Origin of the sequence: Streptomyces sp. TS71-3, assembly GCF_018327685.1 — a bacterium.
Lineage (GTDB): Bacteria > Actinomycetota > Actinomycetes > Streptomycetales > Streptomycetaceae > Streptomyces.
Map to the genome: position 1 here is coordinate 3,021,884 of NZ_BNEL01000003.1, position 20,619 is coordinate 3,042,502.

The following is a 20,619-nucleotide window of genomic DNA, read 5'->3' on the forward strand; positions in this document are numbered from 1 at the left end:
GCCACGTTCGCCCGGGAAAGGAGCCTGGCCTGTGGAAGGATGGGGCAAGGGCACGCAGGCTGATGGGGCGGGTGTGATGGGACTCGAGTGCGAGGTCGTCGTACGTGAGCCGGCGGACGACGGGGTGGCAGACGATCTGGCCCGGGTGCTACGGGAAGCGGGGGCGTCACGCGTGGTGCCGTTGCTCGTCGGGGAGCCGGAGCCGGAGCAGCGCGCGGCGGAACTCGTGAACGACGTCATGGTGGCCGTCACCTTCAGCGGAACGGTCGTCACGATCATCGACGTGGTCCGACGGTGGCTGTCCGAGCGTTCATGGCGTGGCGACGGGGACCTGAGCGACGGCCCACGCTCCGTGAAGATCGTCGTGGGCGCGGGCCGGGACAGGGACTCCATCGAGATCATCAACCCGTCGACGGAGGCGGAGCAACGGCTCATCGACCTCTTCATCGAGCGGCACTCATGAACGGGCACCTGACGACGCTGGTCGTCAGCGCACAGGAGAAGGACTCGAAGTACAGCTACCAGCTGCTCGCCAACGACGGTTCCGGCAGCGGACCGCTCGTGACGGAGTACGACACCACCGTCGACCTGTCGCTCATCAACGACTGGTGCACGAAGATCGACACGGCCCTCCGGGACAAGCCGGCAGACGGTGCCCAGGCCCCGCTCGCCATCCTCGAGAAGACGGGCGAGCGACTCTACAACCACCTTTTCCCCCTGGTCCGCCTCAACGTCCCCGATCTCATCACCGGGCTGCGCGGTGCCACGGGGCCGGTCGTCATCCAGACGAACGAGCCGGCGCAGACCGTGCCCTGGGAACTCCTCCACGACGGCACGGACTTCCTCGGCCTCAAGTACGACCTGGGGCGCCGCGCCGTCGGCAGGCGTCAGGTCATCAGCGGACGCGGGTTCGACCGGATCAGGCGCGCCCTGGTCGTGGGCGACCCGTGCAGCGACCTCCCGGCGGCCAGGGAGGAGGCGCGCCTGGTCACCTCCTGGTTGAGCGCGCGTGACGTCGAGTGCACGACGTTCCTGGGCGACCAGGCGACCAAGCCCACGGTCGTCGAGGAACTGGAGGGGCCCTACGACCTCTTCCACTTCTCCGGGCACGTGGTCAACAGCGGCGGCGTCGTCGGGTTGATGATGCACCGGCGCGAGGTGCTCGGCGAGCCGGCGTTGAACACCCTCTCCGCCCAGGGCGTGCCGCCGGTCGTGTTCCTGAACGGCTGCGCGTCCGCCGGACAGGTGGAGAGCATGTGCCGGACCTTCATGGTGCTGGGCGCCAAGTCGGTCATCGGCACCAGAACCAACGTGACCGACGACGGAGCCTGGCGGTTCGCGGAGGAGTTCTACGAACGGCTGCTCGACGGCGAGCCCGCCGGGGCCGCCGTGCGCGGCGCACGCGCCAGCCTGCGCGACCGTCCCGACAACGCGTGGGCGTCCTTCATGCTGTTCGGGGATCCGCGGGTGTGCCTCACCGACGAGGGCACCTCCGGGGACGCGCCGACCGAGCCGGTGGTCGAGTTGCCGGACGTGCTGGAGGGGCTCACGCCGGACGCCTCCGCGCTGATCCGGCGGGCCGCCCGGTACGCCGTGGGGCGCAGCTCCGTCACCTCCCTCGAACTGCTGCAGGCGCTCCTCGACGAGGAGGAGATCCGGGATCGTGTCGAGGACGGCATCGGGGAACAGCGGCTGACGATGGTCACGAAGCTGATCATCCCGATCGTCCGGGGCAGGGGCCTCACCGCCGTTCTCGGTCTGCTGGACGGCGACGAGGTGGCGGAGCCGGACGACGGCCGGGCGAGACGGGCAGCGGGCGCGGAGGGAGACGGAGGCGCCGGGGGCACGGCCGACGGCGCGACACCGCCCACCGAGGTGGAGCGTTCCGGCACCGTCGAGCGGGTGCTGTACGAGGCGGAGACACTGGCGAACGCCCAGGGCAGGGCGGCGGTTACGGTGGCCGACATCGCGACGGCCTTCGTCGAGCTCGGCGGCGGCAGTGCCGGGTCGCTGCTGGAACAGCTGGGCATCCCGGCCGAGCACCTGCTGCCCGGCGGCCGGCGCCCCGACCCCGGGCCGTTCAGGCAGGCGGACAACGGCAACGGCAAGCTCCGCACGGAAGGCCTGAGCCGCGGCGTCGCCGGCGCCCTGCGGCTCGCCCGGGTGATCGCCAACGCCCGCGGTGAGTCGATCGGGACCCACACCCTCTTCCTCGCCCTCGGCGCCATGGGCAGCGAGACGCTGCACCGCGCGCTGGCCGAGCAGGGTGAGCAGGGGGAGAAGGCCTTCGACCAGCTGTCGGGCCTGTTCGTCCCGCGCCGTCAGGAGTTCTCCGCCCGGGCCCGCGCCGCGCTGGAGAAGGTCCACCGGGACGCCGCCGGCACCGTCGGCGAGGCCGGGATCCTGCGCGAGCTCCTCGCCGACGAGAAGTCCGGCGCCCGTTCCGTACTGAAGAGGTTCGGAGTGGACGCCGAACGCCTCAGCCAGGATCTCGGTCCAGCCGACTGAGCCCGCTTGCCGCCCGCCGGTCGCCCGACCGGCGCCGCAGCACCTCCTGCCAGTGCCACCGCGCACTGTCCCGGTCACCCAGCTGGAGGCTGGCAAGCGCCAGGGCGTTGCGGGCCTCGGTGTCGGTGGGGCACCAGTGCACGACGGCGGCGAAGCAGTCCCGCGCGGCGGTCAGGCGGTTGTCGCGGGCCGCGGCCAGACCCTGGTTGAAGAGGTAGTCCGGGTAGAGACGCAGACGCCCGTAGCCGAACAGCGGCGTGTCACAGGCACTGCAGGTCGCCGCGTCCGGATCGTTGGGCGTCCCGCACAGGGGTACGGGGCACGGCACCAGCGGCGGTGACGGCTGATCCGTGCCACCGTCCGTTGCTTCCGTTGCTTCCGTTGCTTCCGTTGCTTCCGCCGCTTTCCCTGCCTGCGCTGCTTCCCCTGCCGTCCCGTTCGTCATCTCACCCGCCGTCGCTTCCTCCTCCACTCGTGTCATCCCCTCACCTGCGGAAGCACGCCGCCGTCGTCCGGCCCCGACCCGCTGATCAGGATGTTCTTGAGCTGTTCGAGCCGCTGCAGCTCCTCCGATGCCTCCCGCGACACCCGCGTGGCGTCCCGGTTGATCAGCGGCTCCAGAGAGGCCAGCCGGCGGGTGCTCTGCTCGAAGGCGCGGCGCTGCTCGTCGTTCGCCCCGGCCTCCACCAGCGGGCTCATCTCGGCGGCCAGGTCGAGCGCCTTGAGGAGCCGGTAACGGGCCATCTCCTCCTCGCTGGGCTGCGGCTGGTTCCGGAAGGTGCCGACCGCCAGACCGCGCAGGTGCTCAAGGTAGCTCTGCAGATGACCGATGGCCTCGCTGTACGAGCGCTGGTCGCCGTCGGCGAAGGCCCGGTCGCCGTGGTCCCGTTGGACGGCGATGGCCCGCGACATCTCCTCGGCGTCGTGCGCGACCTCCAGCTTGTCCACCTGCCCGGCGAGGTAGCGGTTCAGCTCGCCGCACTCCTCCACGAGCTTGTCGAAGTCCTGCTTCTGGGGCCGCAGGTCCACCCGGGGGCGGTCCAGGGACGCGACCACGTCCTCCATCTGGCCGAACTCGTGGACCGCGCGCACCACGTCGTTGTTGGCGACGGCCTCCCGGAAACCCCGCTCGGCGGTCTTCATCCGTGCACGCGGCGCGCTCTGCTCGCCCGCGGAGAGGAACGCGGCGGCCTCGTCGAACCGGCGCCACAGCTCGGCGGCCTCCGTTTCCCCCGGCATGTCGTCCAGCGGCGGCGCCTCGACGAGGCCGTCGAACTCGTTCGCGGTCCCGATGGAGCCGCGGACCGTCATCAGCAGCGTCTCGTCCATGTTCACGTCGAGGCTGATGGAGGTGCCGGCGGGGGTGGACGACGGCACCTCGGCGACGATGACCTTGATCGGCCGGCTCTGCTGGTAGAGCCGGAACTCGACACGGTCGGTGTTGCCGGGATGGCTGAAGCTGAAGTTCGCGGTGAACGGCAGCGGCTTCATCGCCGGGACCAGTTCCTCCTGTGCCTTCACCCCGGAACGCATCACGTCCATGCGGATGGGCTTGACGTTGATCGCGCTGGCGACGGGGCTTCCCTGCGCACCCACCTCGGCGTCGTGGGCGACCGGCCGGCCCAGGGCCGCCACCGGCGTGCCCGCGGCGTCGAACACCTCGAAGGCGAGCAGGCTCTGAGCGTCGGGCGTGACGGGCACCCGCCGGAAGGAGAAGTCCCCCTCGGCCGTCAGCTCCGCCTCGTCCTCGTGGTCGTCGACGGTGAGCTGCACGAAGCCGCCCGCGAGGTCCACGCCGTCGTCGAGCGCGGTGACCGTGCCGCCGACGGTCGTCTCCTCCGTCGGGGTGACCCCGGAGCCGCGCAGCCACATGCGAACGGTCCGGTTCTCGTCGTACGCCTCCAGGCCGCCGACGGCCGCCGCCCGCACCGCCGCGCCCAGCGCCACGATCGTGTCGACCCGCTCGTACACCGGCTCGGGCGCCCGGGTGCCGGAGCACAGCCTGCCGGCCACCATCTCCCGCACCAGCGGCACGTGGGTCGAGCCCCCGGCCAGGATCACCTGGTCGATCGAGGCGAGCGTGACGTCGGCCTCGCGGGCGGCGTGTTCCAGCGCCTCGTCGCAGTACTGGAAGGTGCGTTCGAGGAGCGGGCGGATGGTCTCCTCCAGCTCGGCCCGCTCCATGAGCGTGTCGATCACGACCGGGTCGCCACTCTTGTCGATGACGGTGCCGGCGTCCCGCAGCATGTACTCGGTCCGCTCGGACAGCGCCTTCTTCGCCCCTTCGGCGAGCAGCCGCAGACGGCGGAAGCGGAGCTCGTCCTCCGGATCGTTGACCAGGTCGAGGTCGAGCGCCCAGCCGTCCGCGCGCAACTGCTCCACCAGCCGGTGGGCGAGCGCCGCGTCGAGGTCGTCGCCGCCGAAGACCGGGCTGCCGCTGATGCCCAGCACCCGGAAGTGGCCGGCGGTGCACCGCACCACGCTGACGTCGAACGTGCCGCCGCCCAGGTCGTACACCAGGAACGTGCCGTCGCGGACGCCGGTCTTCCAGCAGTGGTAGCTCGCGGCGGCCGTCGGCTCGTGGAGCAGGTCGACGACGCGCAGCCCGGCGCGGTCCGCAGCCTCGCGGGTCGCCTCGACCTGCGGCTGGTCGAAGTAGGCAGGCACCGTGACGACAGCGCGGTCCACCAGCCAGCGCGAGGTGGCCGTGTCGAAGCCGCGCACGTCCTGCTCGATCTGGCTGCGCATCTCCCGCAGGATCTCCGCGGAGACCTCGGCCGGGGTCATCTCGACGCCGGCGAGCTCGACGGTGCGGCCGGTCCCCATGAGGCGTTTCACGGAGGTGATCGGCCGGGGCTCGCTGCCCACCCGGGCGAACGCCTTGCGGCCGACGACGAGCTTGCCCGCCCGGTCGCGCCACAGGCAACTCGGGGTCGTCTGGGCCTTGGTCGTCGGATCCTGGTGGATCACCGTGTCGGTGTCGGACGGGCTCATCACGGCGACCGCGCTGTTCGTCGTGCCGAGGTCGATGCCGACCGCCTTGCTCATCCACTGCGTCATGGTGTCTGTGACTCCCCCTGTTTTGCGTTCCGCTCGGTCATGCCTCGGGCCGGTCCTCTGCCCGGACCTGGTGCGCCTCGTCGGGCGTGGTGTCGTGCTCGGCGCTCCGGTCACCGTCCGGGGCGGCGCCGTCCTCGTCGTCCCCCGTGGCCGGCGGCGCGCCGACGACGACCTGGCCGTAGCGGACCACCACCGAACCGTCACGCACGATCGGTTCGTACGTCTCGGCCACCTCCTCGGTGGTGAAGCCGGGTTCGTGGCGCCAGCGCAGCACGTCCACCACGTCCGCCACGGCGTCGAAGGGGCGGCCCGTGGGATCCTCGGCCTCGATGTCCAGGTCCGCGAGGCGGTCGCGTATCTCCTTGCGGACCACGTCCAGCCGCTTGTGCAGGTTGCCCTTGCCGGCCTCCCGCAGAGGACCGGCCGCCTCCAGGAGCAGGGCGTCCAGCCGCCACGCCTGCCGGGCCAGGTCGGCGACCACCTCGCGGACGGCGGACAGCTGGTCGTCGGTCTGCCGGCGTGACGCGTCGAGGACCTTGCGCAGCTGCTGGACGGCGCGGGCGACCTCGCGGTCCGGCGACGGCGGATCCATCGCCCCGGGTGCCGGCCGTTCGGCGAACGCCTCCCAGCCGTCGGGGTCGTGCTCCGCCGTCTCCGGCACGGCCGTGTCAGCCGCGCCGGCCGTGCCGGACGTATCAGCCGAGGCCGTGCCGGACGTATCAGCCGAAGAGGACATCGCGCACCTCCAGGGGTGGCTCGTCGGGTAGGACGAAGGGGACCGGCGGGCGCTCCAGGGCCGGGCGGACGTCGACATCAGGCAGGCCGGCCTCGCCGGGCGTCGCCAGCTCCCCCTCCACCAGGCGCCTGATCACCGCCAGGAGGTCGAAATCCTCTGCCCGGGGCGCGGTGTCCGCCGCGTTCAGCGCGCCGCGCGGCAGCGCGGCGGCGCCGTACCGGCGGACGAAGTCGTCCCACCGCTCGGCGAGGTAGTCCGCACCGGGGGGCTCCAGCAGTTCGTGACGCAGACGGGTCTGTGACCGGCCGGTGAGCTCGGCCACCGCCCACTCGACGAGGGCGCGTTCCTCGTGGGCCTTCGCGGTCACCGCGAGGTCCTGGCCGGTCCTCACCACCGATGCGGCGTCGGCGCCGGCGGACAGGCCCAGCACGTGGAACGGGTTCGGCTTCGCGGCCATGCTCACCTCCGATTCCGGTAGCGGGCGACCAGCAGCTGGGACCGGGCGCGCTCGATCTGCTCGCGCAGGGCCGCCGGCGGTCCGAGGGACAGGGCCTGCTCGAACAGTTCGTCGGCGCGGCGCAGCGTGGACTCGGTGGGCAGGCCGCGCAGGGCGACGACGGCCGTGAAGAAGAGCCCCCAGGCACGTTCCTCGTCGTTGGTGACATGGCGTTCGAGCTCCCGCACGGCGCGGCCGGCCGCCTCGGTGCGGTTGTCGTTGAGCGCCTTGACCACGGCGGTGATGTAGGGGGTGAAGCGCCGCTGCTTCTGCAACTCGGCCGCGTTGTGGTTGTTCGGGTTCCACGCCAGCGCCTCCTGGTAGGACGCGACGGCGCGGTCGGTGTCCTCGTCCACCCAGCCGCGGAACAGGTGGTGCTCGGAGAGTGCCTGGTTCTCCTTGAGCATGCTGTTGCCCTTGGTGGCGAGCGATGTGAGGGGTTCCGCGAAGACCCTGGCCAGGCCGAGGACCCGCTTGACCCTCAGCTGCCTGGTCTTCTCCGACCCCGGCTGCTTGTAGAGACTGCGCTGCAGTTCGTTGCACCAGCCGAGCCCCGTGACGAGGACGCGCGGCAGCGGGACGCCCAGTTCCACGAGCGGCGTCAGCGCACGGACGCCCGACTCGAAGTCCCGGGGGATGCCGCTGGGCAGCGCGGCGATCGCTTCGGGGTCGTCGACGGCCCGCTCAGCCGCGCCGATGACCTCGTGGCTCCAGTCGTCGAGGACCTCTGCGGCCAGGCGGGAGATCTCCTGCCACGCCTCCGTGTCGCCGGTGGTCTCGACGAGGCCCGCGTACGGCATGTCCGCCCGCACCGCCGACTCGCCCCGCCGGCAGGCGTCGAGCACTTCCAGGTGCCGCCTGGCCACGGTACGCCGGCCGGGGTCGGCCGCTGCCTGGTCCAGCGCGGCGGCGGCACGGCTGCGGTGGCGGCCCATCAGCTCGCGGCAGAGGTCGGCGCGGAGCCAGGTCGCGTCGTGGTGGGGGAACTCCCGCCAGAAGGCGGGCGAGGCGAGGAGAAGGGCCCACAGCGTCGTGGTGCGGGCGAGCAGGCCGGCGGCGGCCACACCGTCGTCGACCAGGGCGGCGGCCCGTTCGTGGTGGACGACGGCAAGGGTGTGGTGGAGCCTGGTGTCGGCGCCGGTGTCCGCGAGGCACGTCGCCCAGGCGGACCGTATCGCCTCCTGGTCCTCCGCCAGCAGGGAGAGCCGCAGCCTCTCGTCACCGGCGATCAACCGCTCCAGTGCCGGATAGCGACCGCGCCGCTCCCAGGGAACACGCTCGACGCCGGGGGCGGCGGGCGCGTCGGCGAGCAGGTGGCCGATCAGCCGGCCGGCGCACACGTCCAGCTCCAGCCGGCGGGCGAACTGAGCCGCTTCGCCCTTCCTCGGACGCCTCACCACGCGCCATCACCTCCTTCCGAGGGGCCGATCGCGCCATCCGGAGCGCCGGCCGGATCGGCAGCCACGTCGCCGTTCTCCGCGGACGCGGCCCGGCGGAGCAGTTCCGCGGCCTTCAGAGGGTCGTCGTCCGACCAGGCGGCCACCGCCCGGTGGCGCAGCAGCCAGGCATACTCCCCAACGACCAACTCCCGCATCCGTTCTGCCTTTTCGGCTCCCTCTCCCTCGCCCACTCCTTCGCCCACCGCCCGGCGCCACAGCCGGTCGGCGAGGGCGAGCGAGCCGACCGCGGCGGCGCAGCGGGCGAGGCCGACCGGGTCGATGCCGGGTTCGGGGTGCTCCGCGAGGCGCCGGATGTACGCCGCGAGCGGTCGGGCCCGTGCGGCGACGGCCCGCCGTCCGCGGGGGAGACGCGCGCAGAGCGCGGGCAGCAGGCGGGCGACGTCGCCGACGGTGGCGAGGCCGACCTCGTTCGAGACGGCGGCGAGGATGTCCAGGCTCCGCTGCGGGTCGGTGCCGGCCAGCGCCGCGGCGTACACCACGCGCGGCAGGGCGCCGTCGGGCGGCGGTCCCTGGGGCGGGTTTCCCTCCAGCGCGTCCGCGAACAGGGCGTACCTCTCGTGGTCCTGCCCCGCCTGCGCTGCCGCGTGCGCGGCGGCCCGGAGCCTGGTCACCGCCGCCGGCCGATCGCCGACGGCCAGGGCGCGCACCGCGGAGGCCTGGGCGATCAGCGGATGGTGCTCCAACGTCTCCGGCGGCCGGCGTGGCTCCTCGGACCCGGCCAGTGCCGCCGCGACCACGGGGGCGGCCGCTCGCAGAACGTCCGGCAGGGGGTGGAGCTCGGCGAGGCTGCACAGCGCGCCGGTGAGCGCCCGCCGGCGGTCCGGCTCGCCGCCCTGACGGATCGCCCGGGCGAGGGCCCCGGCCAGCACGCCGGAGACCGCGGTCCGGGGCGGGGTGCGGGTGGCGAGGTACTCCAGCTCCTGGCAGGCGGCGACGTCCACCCGGCCGGGGTCCTCGGCGAGCAGGCCGATGCCCAGGATCCAGGTGGTCCACGGCTGCCGCGGTGCTCCGGACGACGTGGCGGGGCCCCGAGGCGCCGGGACGCCTGCCAGGTATCCGGCGGCACGGGCCAGGTCCGGCGCGTCGGCCGGTACGACTCGGCTGCCCGTGCCGTCCAGGGCGGGGAGGAGGTCTGCCGCGGCCTCAGCGGCCTGGCGACTCGCGTCGTCCGGCACCAGGGAGCCCCGGCGCAGCCGGAGGACGCCGCGGACGTAGCGCATCCAGTGCGGCGCGTCGGGGCCGTGTTCCTCCAGACGTTCGACCGCTGCCGCGATCGTGTCCCCCTCCGGGCCCGCGCCGGTGGCCCCCGCCCACGCGGCCAGCACGTCGGCTTTGGGGCCCCTCACCTCCGTGAGCGCGGTACGGGCGGCTTCGGGGTGGCCGTGCGCCAGTTCGTCCGCGGCGAGGATCAGGCGTACCCGGCGATGCCCCAGCCGCAGTGCCTCGGCCAGCAGGCGACGGCCCTCCGCCGGCTCGTCGCGCAGCGACAGCAAGCCGGACCAGAGGAGACGGTCGGCGCGCGGCAGCCGTCGGTACAGGGGATGCCGCAGCAGCTCGGCCATCGACGGTGCCGCAAAGCCCTCGCCCTCGTCCCCACCCCTGCCGTACGCCTCGCCGAGGGCGGTGCGCAGGGCCTCCAGCCGGGTCGGCGTCGGGCCGGCGGGCGGTGGCGGGCACGGCTCGACGCCGGTGGGCCGCGGGCCGCCTGCCAGGGCACGGCGAACGGCGGCGATCCGTTCGAAGCCGGGCGGCGGGCTCACCATCGCCCGTTCCGCGTCCGTTTCCTTCACGTCCTCGGGGGCGGCGTCGCGCAGGAGGCAGCCGAGCGCCCACGCGTCGGGATGGCCGACGGTCACCGCGCCGACGCGACGACCCAGCGCGTCCTGATCAGCGCTCAGCAGTTCTGCCCAGACGGCGTGGTAGAGCCACGCCGGAGTGCCGGGGCTCTTGTCGGCCAGAGGGGCCAGCAGCTCGCGGGCGCCTGCCGCGTCGCCGTCCAGCAGGTGCAGCCGCCCGCGCGCGTACGCCCGCCAGGTGTCGACCAGCGGCGGCAGCCCGAGCGCGGCGAGCCGGTCCGCGGTGACCGGCGGCGGCGTGTCGAGCAGCACGTCGGGATCGGCGTCCGCGCCCGCCTCCGCGCCGGGGTCGAGCCAGGCCAGCAGGGAACAGAGCTCCACCAGCTCGGGCAGCCCCGAGGACGGGGGAGCGCCGCGGCCACGGTCGAGCATCCGGCGCGGGATGGCGGCGGCCCGCCCTTGCCGCACGAACGCCACCATCAGGGCGGCCAGGGAGGTCTGGTCGCCGGGGTCGGCCGTGCAGGCCGCGACCAGATGGGGCAGGGCCTGATCGGGGTCGTCGAGGACCACCAGGTGGTAGAGGCCGACGGCCCGCCCGGTCGGGGGGAGGTGCTCCGTGTGGTGGACCGCCTGGGCCAGCTCGGCCGCCTGCCGCAGCCGCTCGGTGTCCGTGGCCAGGTCGACGGCGAGCACATGTGCCACGAGCGTCAGCACGGCCGGGGGGCGCGGACCCGGCCGGTGCAGCAGATCAGCGTAGATCCGGAGCTGCTCCTCCCCCCGCTCGTCGGCGCGGGCGAGCTCGGCCGCGACGGCGGCGCCGACGGCCGGCTCGTCCGTCTCCCAGTACAGGCGGGAGAGCAGTGCGGTGGCGGCGGCCTGCTCGCCGCGGGCGAGGCGGGCCATGACCAGCGGGCGCCACGCCTGCTCGACGGAGAACCGGCCAGGGCCGGCAAGCTGCCGTCCCGCCTGCTCCAGTTCGGTGAAGTCCTCCTCGGTCAGCAGCGGGCGGAACGGCGCGGCGACCATGGCGACCACGAAGGGGCACCACAGCGTCCCCGCCGCGTCGCGCCGGCTCGCCAGCCGGTCGCGTACCGTACGCATGCCGAGCAGCCCGCGCTGCGGATCCGGGTCCGCCTGGGCGGCGGCCCATCGGTTGCGCAGCCGCCCGACGGGAGTGAACGCGTCCAGGACGCCGCGGGGCGTCGCCATGCTCGCTACCTCCTGCCTCCCTCGCGCTCGCTCAGCCACGCGAACTGGTTGGCCTGGAAGGTCATGCCCGCCGTGCGGTACAGCGCCGCGATGCGGTCGAGCAGGTCGCGCCGTTCCTTCCGGGTCCGCAGCAGGGCCCGTTCCCTCACCAGGTGCCAGACGGCGTCAAGCCGCTCGGCCGCCTCGGCAGGCCGGCCGCGTGCCGCGAGGACGTCCGCCATCCGGCGGGTCAGGAGCAGCCAGCCGGTGGACAGGGGCCACTCGCCGCGCTCGAAGCGGACCAGGACGCGTCGCGCGCCGTCCGGGTCGTCGGCTTCGAGCAGCGCCTCGGCCTCCTCCAGCGCCCGCTCGCCCGCCGGGCGCCGCGCCGCCGACGTGCCGTCACGCAGCGAGTCGAGGGCGGCGAGGAGCTCCACCGCGCTCTGGAACCGTCGTTCGGGTTCGAACTCCAGGCATCGGAGCACCACCTCGTCGGCCTCCTGACCGACGGTGTTGGTCAGCCGGGACGGCGGCACGGGGACGGCGAGGCGCTTCTCGCCGTGGAGCCAGTCACCGTGCATCGATTCGGGCAGGTCGCGGGGCGGCTTGAGGTGCTCGAAGGGGTGACCGCCCGTCAGGCCCTCATAGAGCAGCACGCCCAGGGAGTACAGGTCGGAGGCGGGCACGCTCCGACCCTGCGAGGTCTCGGGGGCCATGTACTGGAGCGTGCCGGCGACGCCCGGGACCGCTCCCGTCGTCAGCAGCCGGGCAGCGAGGCCGAAGTCGATCAACCGCACCATCCGGTCGCTGCCGAGGAGCACGTTGTCCGGTTTGATGTCGCGGTGGAGCAGCGGCGGGTCGAGCGAGTGCAGGCCGCGCAGCGCGAGGCATGCCTGCCCTGCCCAGCCGAACATCTGGTTGGCCGGGACCGGCTGGAGCGAGCCGAACCAGGTCGCCAGCGTGCTGTCGCCCGGCACGTACTCCATGACGAGGTACGCCCTGCTCGCCATGGACGGGGCCACGCCCCCGTCGTAGACGTGCACCAGGTGGCGGCGGGCCTCGGCGTCCGTCATCCCGTCCAGGGCTTCCGCCAGCCGCAGGGCGTCGGCGAAGATCTCGGCGGCGCTCTCCTCCGTCATCCCGGTGCGGCGGGAGAGCTTGCAGGCCACCCGGCGTACCGGCTGGCCGAGGATGAGCTGCCGGCCCTCGAAGACGCCGCCGAAGGCGCCTCCGCCGAGCCAGCGGGTCAGCTCGTAACGGCCCACGAGGGTGCGGCCCACGAGCGAGCGGAGCCGGGGCTCGGGCGAGGGCGGGGCCGGCGTCACCCCTCCTCCTCCGCGACGAACCGGACGGTGACCTGGTCGGATCCGTGAGCGTCGGGGCCGGCGGCGGCATCGGCGTTGAAGTGCAGCTTGATGCGGACGCAGCGTTCGAACTCCTTCTCGTGGCGGTCCTGCTGCCGGAGGATGGGGTCGTCGATGAGGTCGGAGAGCAGGGGGCGGAAGACGCGGGCGCCCTTCTTGCCGTTGGCCTCCTCGTTCTCCCGGTGCCCGCGGGCGGCCACGTGGCCGATCAGCGACTCGGGCACGATCAGCTCGCGGTTGCGCTTGTCCCGCCAGAAGTCCTGGCGCTGCTCGACCATCCGGCGGCAGATGGCCGTCATGGCCTCCGCCACGAGCGGGCGGAAGATGATGGCGCGGCGGATACGGGCCAGCAGTTCCGGGGTGAAGACCGGGCCCCCTCGGACGTGGTTGCTGACGTTGGCCAGTTCCTTCAGCACCGCGGCCTCGATCGCCTCGGGGTCGGCCCCCTTGCCGATCATCCGCGCGATGACGTCCTGGCCGGCGTTGGTCGTCAGGATGAAGATGGCGCGGTCACCGTGCGCCTTGACCCCGCGCTGGTCGGTGATCCAGCCCTCCTCGAAGAGGTTGAGGAACGGGCGCCACACCTCGGGGTGGGCCTTCTCCGCCTCGTCGAGCAGGATCACGCTGTACGGATCGGCGTTGAGTTCCTTGATCAGCCGGCCACCGCTCTCGTAGCCGATATAGCCCTGCGGGGATCCGATGATGCCCGACACGCTGTGCGGCTCCCCGAAGTTGCCCATGGCGTAGGTCTGGAGCTTGTTCGATGCGGAGTAGAAGCGGGCGATGGCCTTGGCGAGCTCGGTCTTCCCGGTGCCGGTCAGGCCGGCGAAGAGCATCACGGAGGCGGGCCCGCCGCTGCCGTCGGCCAGGCCGGCCCGGATGCGGCGCAACTCGCTCGCGGCGACGTCGACGGCGCCGCGCTGGCCGAAGACCCAACCGCTCAGGGCCTTCTCGTAGTCGATGCGCTCACCGCCGCCTCCCGCGATCTGCTGCACGGGCACTCCGGATATCTCGGCGACGACGCGGTCCACGTCCCGGGTCCCGACCGTGGCCCGGGCCCCGGCCAGCTGGGTCCGCTCGTAGTTCAGGTCCTCGATGGCGCGCCTGAGCACCCGGACGGCGGCCAGCGGCTGCCGCTGGCTGAGGACGTAGTCCCGGGAGAGGACGACCGCGCGGTCGACGGCCCGGTCATCGACGCCGATTCCGAACTCCGCCTCCAGCGTGTCCGCCGCCTGCCGGGCCATGTCGCGGGCGGCGGCCCGGTCGGGCTCGATCAGTTCGATGCGGGTGACGAGCTCGCGCATCGCCTGGTCGCCGGCGAGCAGGTCGTCGTGGTCCTGCGTGGAGAGCACTCCCACCAGCCGGATCCGCTGCTCCTTCAGGGCCCGGCGGAGCGTCAGCACATGGTTGTCGTCGTGCGGGCCGCGCAGCAGGGCGCCGAGGCCGTCCAGGCAGAGGACCACGTCCGTCCGGCTGGCGACCTGGTCGATGATCCTGGCGAGTGCGGCGCCGCTCTCGGCGGGGGCCACGTCGTGGCAGTCCACCCGGACGAAGCGCTTGCGGTGCAGGAAGGGGATCTCACCGCCGGCCGCCCGCCGCGCCAGTTCGCGCAGGAGCGTGGTGGCGCCCACCCCGGGTGGCCCGGTGATCAGCACGTTGTTGGCGACGGTGCGGTGCAGGGCGCGGGTGAGCGGGTCGAAGTACCGGTCGAGGTGGAGCGCCGGGGTGATGCCCTGCGTCTGGGCGAGCCAGGTCAGGTCCTCGGCGGGGGCCGAGCCGGGCGCCAGGCGGAACGCGAACCGGCGGGGGGCGGCCGTGCCGGCGTGGCGGAGTTCCTGGGCGAGGTGCTCTCGCATGCGGGCGAGGTCGACGCGCAGCGGCTCCGCCTCCATCGCGGAGACCAGCCGCGCCGGGGGCTGGGCCAGCAGCGCGTCGAGGAGGTGGGGCACGTCGACCGAGCCCGCACCCCACAGGGCCGCGGCACGCTGGGCGGCACGGATCAGGGCCAGTAGCGGGTCGCCGAGGCCGTTCCGGTCGAGCAGCGGCGGCTCCGCGCCGCCGCCGGGCAGCCGGAAGGCGTCGCCGACGATCTCCGCGGCGCGCGCCAGGCCGACGCGGGGCGGGATCTGGAGGCGTACGAGACGCTCGGCCGGTCCCTCCGTCTCCCGGAGCATGGCGAGGAAGCAGTGCGGCGGCAGGACCCGGTCGTATCCCAGGTCGGCCGCCACCGCCGCCGCCCGTTCCAGAACGGCCCAGGCGTCCGCGGTGAACTCCTCGGAGCGCAAGCGGCCCGAACCCTCCTCCAGCAGCGCCGGAAGCGGTTCGGACCGGGTGCGGACCTGCTCGCTGAATCCACGGACGGCGACCTGCCGGTCCAGGATTCCCAGGAACTCCACGTCCTCGGCGTCCGGATGGGCCAGCACCCGGCTCATCAGCAATTCGAGGGCGACCGGAACGAGCTGTTCGGGGTCGGCGGCGAGGTCGGCGGCGAAGGCGTCGAGCGCGGCGATCGTCTCCGGGGCGAACTCGCTCCGGGTGCCGCCGAAATGGGAGGGCTGCCCCGGGGGGATGCCGGGGTTGTAGACCGCGATGGTGTCGAGCAGATGGCGGGGCTCCGAGCCCTCCGCGAGCGCCGGCGTGAGCGCGGCCAGAACGCTCTGGTCACCTGAGCCGACAGCGGCGTGCAGGACGTCGCTCGGCCGTAACGGACGGGCCGTACGCCGGGCCGCGGCGAGGAGCACCTCGGTCGTGCGTCTGTCCTGGAGGTTCTGGGGCTCGAAGATTCCGTCAGTGAAGAGCGGTCGCAACGTGGCCTCCCCGCAGACACCCCACGGCCCCCCGCTGAGCCGCATCCCGTCTCTCCGGCTCATGATTCCACAGCCGCCGGGCGCTCGTGCTCCGTCGGAACTGTTTCCGGCGCGTCCCCGGAGCGGGCCCGGTGGTGCCGGGACCGCCCGAGCGTGCGGTGGCGGTACCCGCGCCGGTGGCGCCCCGCACCCCTACCCGTAGTACCTCAGAGCCACACCGCGGGCTCACTCCCCGGCGGGACGCCGACGACCAGGGGCGATCCGTAGCTTCGGTGCCCGATGCACGCCGGATCTGCCGGTGCGGAAGGAAGCCCGCCTGCCATGTCGCCCCGCCCTCGTATGTCCCGATTGCGCCGCGCCTCGCTCGCCGCGCTCGTCACCGCCGCGGTGGCCGTGCCGGTGTCGGGCGCCGCCGGTCCCGCGGACGTGCCCGCACCCGTGCCCACCGTCTCGGGGCTGCCCGCTGCCGCCACGCCGGCGGCCCTCACCGAGCGGTACGCCGCAACCCGCGCCGACATCGGGGCAGCCGCGCGCTCGGCCGGCCGCCACGGCGACACCAGGCGCGCGCACGCGCTGCGCGCCATGGCGTCCCCCGGGCGCCGGTTCCTCTCCTTCGACGGCCGGTACGGGGGCCGCACCGTCGAGGTCGTCGGCGATCTCTCCACGGCCGAGCGCATAGCCGTGCTGGTCCCCGGGGCGGGCGTCAGCGTCGACGACTACTGGCGGCTGCGGAACGAAGCCGCCGCGCTGCACCGGCAACTCGGCGACCCCACCGCCGTCGTGGCCTGGCTCGGCTACCGGGCCCCGGCCTCGATGAGCCTGGCGGAGATCACGACGGCGCGGGCCGAGGAGGCCGCACCCGGGCTCCGGAGGTTCGTCGACGCGCTGCACCGGCTCAAGCCCGCGGCACGCACCTCCCTCGTCTGCCACTCCTACGGCAGCGTCGTCTGCGCCCGTGCCGCCGCCGGACTCCCCGTCGCCGCCCTCGTCCTGACCGGCAGCCCCGGCACGGGCTACCGCACCGTCGGCGACCTGCACGCCGGCGCTGAGGTCTGGGCGGGCCGCAGCAGTGGCGACTGGATCGCGAACGTCCCGCACCTCAGCCTCCACCTCCCCTTCGTGACCCTCGGATTCGGGACCGATCCGGTGTCGCCCGAGTTCGGGGCCGAGGTCTTCGCGGCGGGCGGGGGAACCCACAGCGACTACCTCACGGCGGGCTCCACGGCGCTCGCGAACATCGCCCGGATCGTGAACGGCCTGAGGCCGGAGGTCCCTCATGCGTGACGTCGTCCGGCGGTTGGACGCCGCGACCCCGGCCGACCGCGACCGGGCGGTCGACGCCCTGCGGGCCCTGGCCATCCTCGCCGTGGTGCTCGGCCACTGGCTGGTGACCGCGCTGGTCGCCAACAGCGGCACCCTGCGCGGCAGCAGCCCGCTCCAGTACCTGCCGGGGCTCACACCGGTCTCCTGGGTGTTCCAGACGCTCGCCGTCTTCTTCCTGGTGGGCGGGCTGGTCGGCGCGCGGGGCCACGCGGCGGCCCGGGCCCGGGGCACGACGTACGGGCAGTGGCTCGGCGCCCGCGTGGCGCGGCTGTCCCGGCCGGCCGCCGTGCTGCTGGCGGTGTGGACGGTGGCGATATGCGCGATGCTCGCGGCGGGAGCGGACCCCGTCACCGTGTACACCCTCGGCAAGCGGGTGCTGTCCCCCCTGTGGTTCCTGCTCGTCTTCGCGGGCCTGACCGCGGCGACGCCGCTGGTGGCGAGGCTCCACCCGCTGTGGCCGCTCGCCGTGGTGCTGGTCGTCGACCTGATCCGGTTCGGCCTGCACGGGCCCGGCCGGCTCGGCGAGGTGAACGTGACCGCCGGCTGGCTCGTCCCGTACTGCCTCGGCGCGGCCTGGGCACGGGGCCGCCTCCAGAGCCGCGTGACCGGCTGGGTCCTCCTGCTCGGGGGCGGCGCCGGCGCCATCGGACTCGTCCTGCGGGCCGGCTACCCCGCCTCGATGGTGGGCGTGCCGGGCGAGGCGGTGTCCAACCTCGATCCGCCGAACCTCGTCACGGTCGCCTTCGGGCTCGCCCAGTGCGGCGCCGCACTGCTGCTGCTCGGCACGCTGCGGCGGGTCCTCGCCCGGCCCGTCCTCTGGGCGGGCGTGGCGCTGGTGAACCTGGCCGCGATGACGATATTCCTCTGGCACCAGACGGCGATGATGGCGGTCACGGCCGTCGGGCTGCTCGCCGGGGAGCCCCTGCCCGGCCTGCACACCGTGCCCTCCACCATGACCTGGGTGCTGGCGAGGCTGGCCTGGCTGCCGGCGTTCGCCTTCGCGCTCCTGCTCTGCCTGGCCGCGTTCCACACCTACGAGCAAGGACGGCGCCGGGACTTGAAACGGCAGGGGCGCCTCGTGCGCCGGCGAGTTCCGGCACCGTCCAAGACGGCGCGGCATGTCTAGGGTCGTCCTCATGAAGGAGCCGGGTGTGGTCAGGAGGTTCGCGATCCTCGCGCGGACCGGGGTGGGGACGCTGCGCGGCGACCTCTGGACGGCCGACGCGGCCCCCCTCACCCGGGGCGGCCGGAGGCGTTGGAGGCCGGCCCTGTCGAACCCGGCCCTCGTCCTGGTCGGCATCGTCCTGTTCGCCATCAACTGGAACCGGTACTTCTTCGGTTACGGGTTGGGCGCGGTCGGCATCCTGATCGTGGCCGGCCAGGCGTCCGTGCTCCCGCTCGCTCTTCGCCGCCCGATCCCGGCCTGGTGGATCTCGCCCCTGTCGCAGGCGGCCCTCGCCGCCGCCTGGTTCGCACCACGGTTCAGCAACGCCTCCGGCTGGCAGCCGAACTGGTCGGGGCTCGAACTCGCCATGCAGGCCTGGGCGCTGTTCCACGTCGCCCTGCGCCACCGCCCCCGCGTCGCCGCCGAGGCACTGGCCCTGAGCGTCCTGGGGGGCCTGCTCTTCGTCGTCGTCTGGGACTACGGGGGGTACGTCACCCTCACCGTCGCCGTCCTCGCGATCTCCACGCTGCTCGGCGCCCTGCTGCGCGGCCGCAAGGTGGCGCGCGACCAGTTGACGGCCCAGGAGGAGCGCACCGCGGAGGAACGGGCCCGCCGCACGCTGCTGGAGGAGCGCGCCAGGATCGCCCGCGAACTGCACGACGTGGTGGCCCACCACATGTCGGTGATCTCCATCCAGGCGCAGGCCGCCCCGCACCTCGTCGAGAACCCGTCCGCGGAGCTGAGGGAGAATCTGGCGAACATCCACCAGAACGCCAAGGACGCGCTCACCGAACTCCGCCAGGTCCTCGGCGTGCTGCGCTCCGAGCGCACCGAGCCGGTCCCCGACCTGCACGCCCCGCAGCCCACCCTGGACCGGCTGGGCGAACTCCTCGCCAACGTCCGCGGGGCCGGGCTCGGCATCACCGTCCACACCACCGGGACACCGGTCCAACTGGCGCAGGGCGTCGAGCTGTCGGCGTTCCGCATCGTCCAGGAGGCGGTGAGCAACGCGATACGGCACGCGCCGGGGGCAAAGGTGCGGGTGGACGTCGAGTACGGCTCCTCCGAGCTGACCGTCCGGGTCAGGAACACCGCTCCCGACAGACCCGCTGCACCCTCGTCCGGTGCCGGGCACGGGTTGCTGGGAATCAGCGAGCGAGCTGCGATGCTGGGGGGCACCGTGGCCTTCGGAGCCACGGCCGGCGGGGGATACGAGGTCACCGCCATGCTGCCCGCGAAGCTCCCCGCCGGAGTCGATCCTGTGGAGGACACGGCATGACGGCCATCCGCGGGCTGATCGCCGACGACCAGATGATGGTCCGCCAGGGCTTCACGGGCTGCTCGACGCCGAGCCGGACATCGAGGTCGTCGGCCAGGCCGTGGACGGCGCCGACGCCGTGGAGAAGGTGGCCGAGCTGACCCCCGACGTCGTCCTGATGGACATCAGGATGCCCGGTCTCGGCGGCATCGAGGCGACCCGGCGCATCACGGCGTCGCGCACCCTCGCCACCAAGGTCCTCGTCCTGACGACGTTCGACCTCGACGAGTACGTGTACGAGGCACTGCGGGCGGGTGCCTCGGGATTCCTGCTGAAGGATGCCTCGGCGACGGAACTCGCGAACGCCGTACGGGTGGTGGCGGGCGGCGAGGCGCTGCTCGCTCCGAACATCACCAAGCGCCTGATCGCCGAGTTCTCCCGGATGAGCGACGCTCCCCGCGCCCGGATCAAGGGGCGTGCCGGCAACCTGACGGAGCGCGAGACCGAGGTCCTCTCGCTGATCGCCCAGGGCCTGTCGAACGCCGAGATAGCCGAGCGGCTGGTGGTGGCGGAGCCGACCGTCAAGACCCACGTCGGCCGGATCCTGGTCAAGCAGGACCTCCGCGACCGCACCCAGGCGGCGATCTACGCATACGAGACCGGGCTGGTGCGGCCGAGCGGCTACTGAGCCGGCCGGTCCCACCAGCCCGGTCCCGGCGGAGCGGCGCTCATACGGCGCCGTGCGCGGAGCGCGCGCGGCCCGATGCCCGGATCGCGATGGAGCGCCGCACCTTTGGGGAGCGCCACCACGACCCGGACGTGTTCACGCCGTCAGGCCGGCATCGCTCACGCGGCGCGCAGCGGGGCCAGCGCCTTGCTCCAGGCCACGACCTGGTCCAGCGTCGTGTTCAGGGCCTCACGCTGGTGGTCACCGGGCTTGAAGGTGCTGAAGTTCTCGAAGTCGGTGAACAGCGACAGGGCAACCTGGGAGCGTACGTCGGCCATCTGGAGCTCGCCGGCGATCAGCCGCAGGTGCTCCACGGCGCGCGCACCGCCGACACCGCCGTAGCTGACGAAACCGACCGCCTTGTTGTTCCACTCGCCGTAGAGGAAGTCGATCGCGTTCTTCAGCGCGCCGGACGTGGAGTGGTTGTATTCAGGAGTAACCATCACGAACCCGTCGAACGAGGCGATCTTGTTCGCCCATGCCAGGGTGTGCGGCTGCTGGTACTGGCCGAGCGACGGCGGGTAGACCTCGTCGAGGTGCGGCAGCTTGTAGTCCAGCAGGTCCACGAGCTCGTACTCGGCGTCGTCGCGCTCCGCCGCCACATCGAGGACCCAGCGGGCGACGCCCTCGCCGTTGCGTCCAGGGCGGGTGCTGCCGAGGATGATTCCGATCCTGGTCATGGGTGTTTCCTTCCGTGCCGCAGGGGCTGTTGGTAGAAGATAGTTTTTTCT

The 20,619-nt window shown here is 73.3% G+C and carries 14 protein-coding genes and 1 pseudogene; 6 read left to right on the top strand and 9 right to left on the bottom strand.

Annotation, left to right across the window (positions count from 1 at the left end; genetic code table 11):
- Positions 1-76: 76 nt before the first annotated feature.
- Both Sm713_RS36775 and Sm713_RS36780 read left to right on the top strand, forming a co-directional pair.
- Entirely contained in the window at positions 77-463 is a 387-nt protein-coding gene (locus Sm713_RS36775) for a hypothetical protein (RefSeq protein ID WP_212914265.1), read from the top strand.
- The gene (locus tag Sm713_RS36780; RefSeq protein ID WP_212914266.1) at positions 460-2,508 is read left to right on the top strand and encodes a CHAT domain-containing protein; all 2,049 of its coding nucleotides are present in this window, start codon (positions 460-462) and stop codon (positions 2,506-2,508) included. The genes Sm713_RS36775 and Sm713_RS36780 overlap by 4 nt, the downstream gene beginning before the upstream one ends.
- On the opposite strand, the gene Sm713_RS36785 is transcribed toward Sm713_RS36780, so the two are convergent.
- From Sm713_RS36785 to Sm713_RS36820, 8 genes are read right to left on the bottom strand one after another with little or no spacing between them, the layout of a single operon-like run.
- On the bottom strand, positions 2,480-2,980 hold the full coding sequence (locus Sm713_RS36785) for a tetratricopeptide repeat protein (RefSeq protein ID WP_212914267.1): 501 nt from the start codon (positions 2,978-2,980) through the stop codon (positions 2,480-2,482). The two genes, Sm713_RS36780 and Sm713_RS36785, sit on opposite strands and share 29 nt — an antisense overlap.
- 5 nt (positions 2,981-2,985) lie before the next feature.
- A complete protein-coding gene (locus Sm713_RS36790) occupies positions 2,986-5,568 on the bottom strand; it encodes an Hsp70 family protein (protein ID WP_212914268.1) in 2,583 nt (860 codons plus the stop codon).
- Positions 5,569-5,605: 37 nt separating this feature from the next.
- Entirely contained in the window at positions 5,606-6,304 is a 699-nt protein-coding gene (locus tag Sm713_RS36795; protein WP_212914269.1) for a hypothetical protein, read from the bottom strand.
- Positions 6,288-6,761 (bottom strand): hypothetical protein, encoded by a 474-nt coding sequence (locus Sm713_RS36800; protein ID WP_212914270.1) that lies wholly within the window; start codon positions 6,759-6,761, stop codon positions 6,288-6,290. Before Sm713_RS36800 ends, Sm713_RS36795 begins: the two co-directional genes overlap by 17 nt.
- Positions 6,762-6,763: 2 nt before the next feature.
- A complete protein-coding gene (locus Sm713_RS36805) occupies positions 6,764-8,200 on the bottom strand; it encodes a hypothetical protein (protein WP_212914271.1) in 1,437 nt (478 codons plus the stop codon).
- On the bottom strand, positions 8,194-11,265 hold the full coding sequence (locus Sm713_RS36810; RefSeq protein ID WP_212914272.1) for a hypothetical protein: 3,072 nt from the start codon (positions 11,263-11,265) through the stop codon (positions 8,194-8,196). Before Sm713_RS36810 ends, Sm713_RS36805 begins: the two co-directional genes overlap by 7 nt.
- A gap of 5 nt (positions 11,266-11,270) precedes the next feature.
- Positions 11,271-12,569, bottom strand: coding sequence for a serine/threonine-protein kinase (locus tag Sm713_RS36815; RefSeq protein WP_212914273.1), 1,299 nt, complete (start codon positions 12,567-12,569; stop codon positions 11,271-11,273).
- A complete protein-coding gene (locus tag Sm713_RS36820; protein WP_212914274.1) occupies positions 12,566-15,478 on the bottom strand; it encodes an AAA family ATPase in 2,913 nt (970 codons plus the stop codon). Before Sm713_RS36820 ends, Sm713_RS36815 begins: the two co-directional genes overlap by 4 nt.
- A 258-nt stretch (positions 15,479-15,736) precedes the next feature.
- Here Sm713_RS36820 and Sm713_RS36825 point away from each other — a divergent pair, with 258 nt between their 5' ends.
- The 4 genes and pseudogenes from Sm713_RS36825 (at position 15,737) to Sm713_RS36840 (ending at position 19,849) form a co-directional block, all read left to right on the top strand.
- Positions 15,737-16,699 (top strand): alpha/beta hydrolase, encoded by a 963-nt coding sequence (locus Sm713_RS36825; RefSeq protein WP_212914275.1) that lies wholly within the window; start codon positions 15,737-15,739, stop codon positions 16,697-16,699.
- Positions 16,692-17,864, top strand: coding sequence for an acyltransferase (locus Sm713_RS36830; RefSeq protein ID WP_212914276.1), 1,173 nt, complete (start codon positions 16,692-16,694; stop codon positions 17,862-17,864). The genes Sm713_RS36825 and Sm713_RS36830 overlap by 8 nt, the downstream gene beginning before the upstream one ends.
- A gap of 10 nt (positions 17,865-17,874) precedes the next feature.
- Positions 17,875-19,182: a sensor histidine kinase gene (locus Sm713_RS36835; RefSeq protein ID WP_212914277.1), complete on the top strand. Its 1,308-nt coding sequence runs from the start codon at positions 17,875-17,877 to the stop codon at positions 19,180-19,182.
- Positions 19,179-19,849 (top strand): annotated as a pseudogene (locus Sm713_RS36840) (response regulator). Before Sm713_RS36835 ends, Sm713_RS36840 begins: the two are co-directional and overlap by 4 nt.
- Positions 19,850-20,007: 158 nt before the next feature.
- Here Sm713_RS36840 and Sm713_RS36845 read toward each other — a convergent pair.
- Complete coding sequence (locus tag Sm713_RS36845; protein ID WP_212914278.1) at positions 20,008-20,568, bottom strand: NADPH-dependent FMN reductase; 561 nt, start codon at positions 20,566-20,568, stop codon at positions 20,008-20,010.
- Positions 20,569-20,619 lie beyond the last annotated feature (51 nt).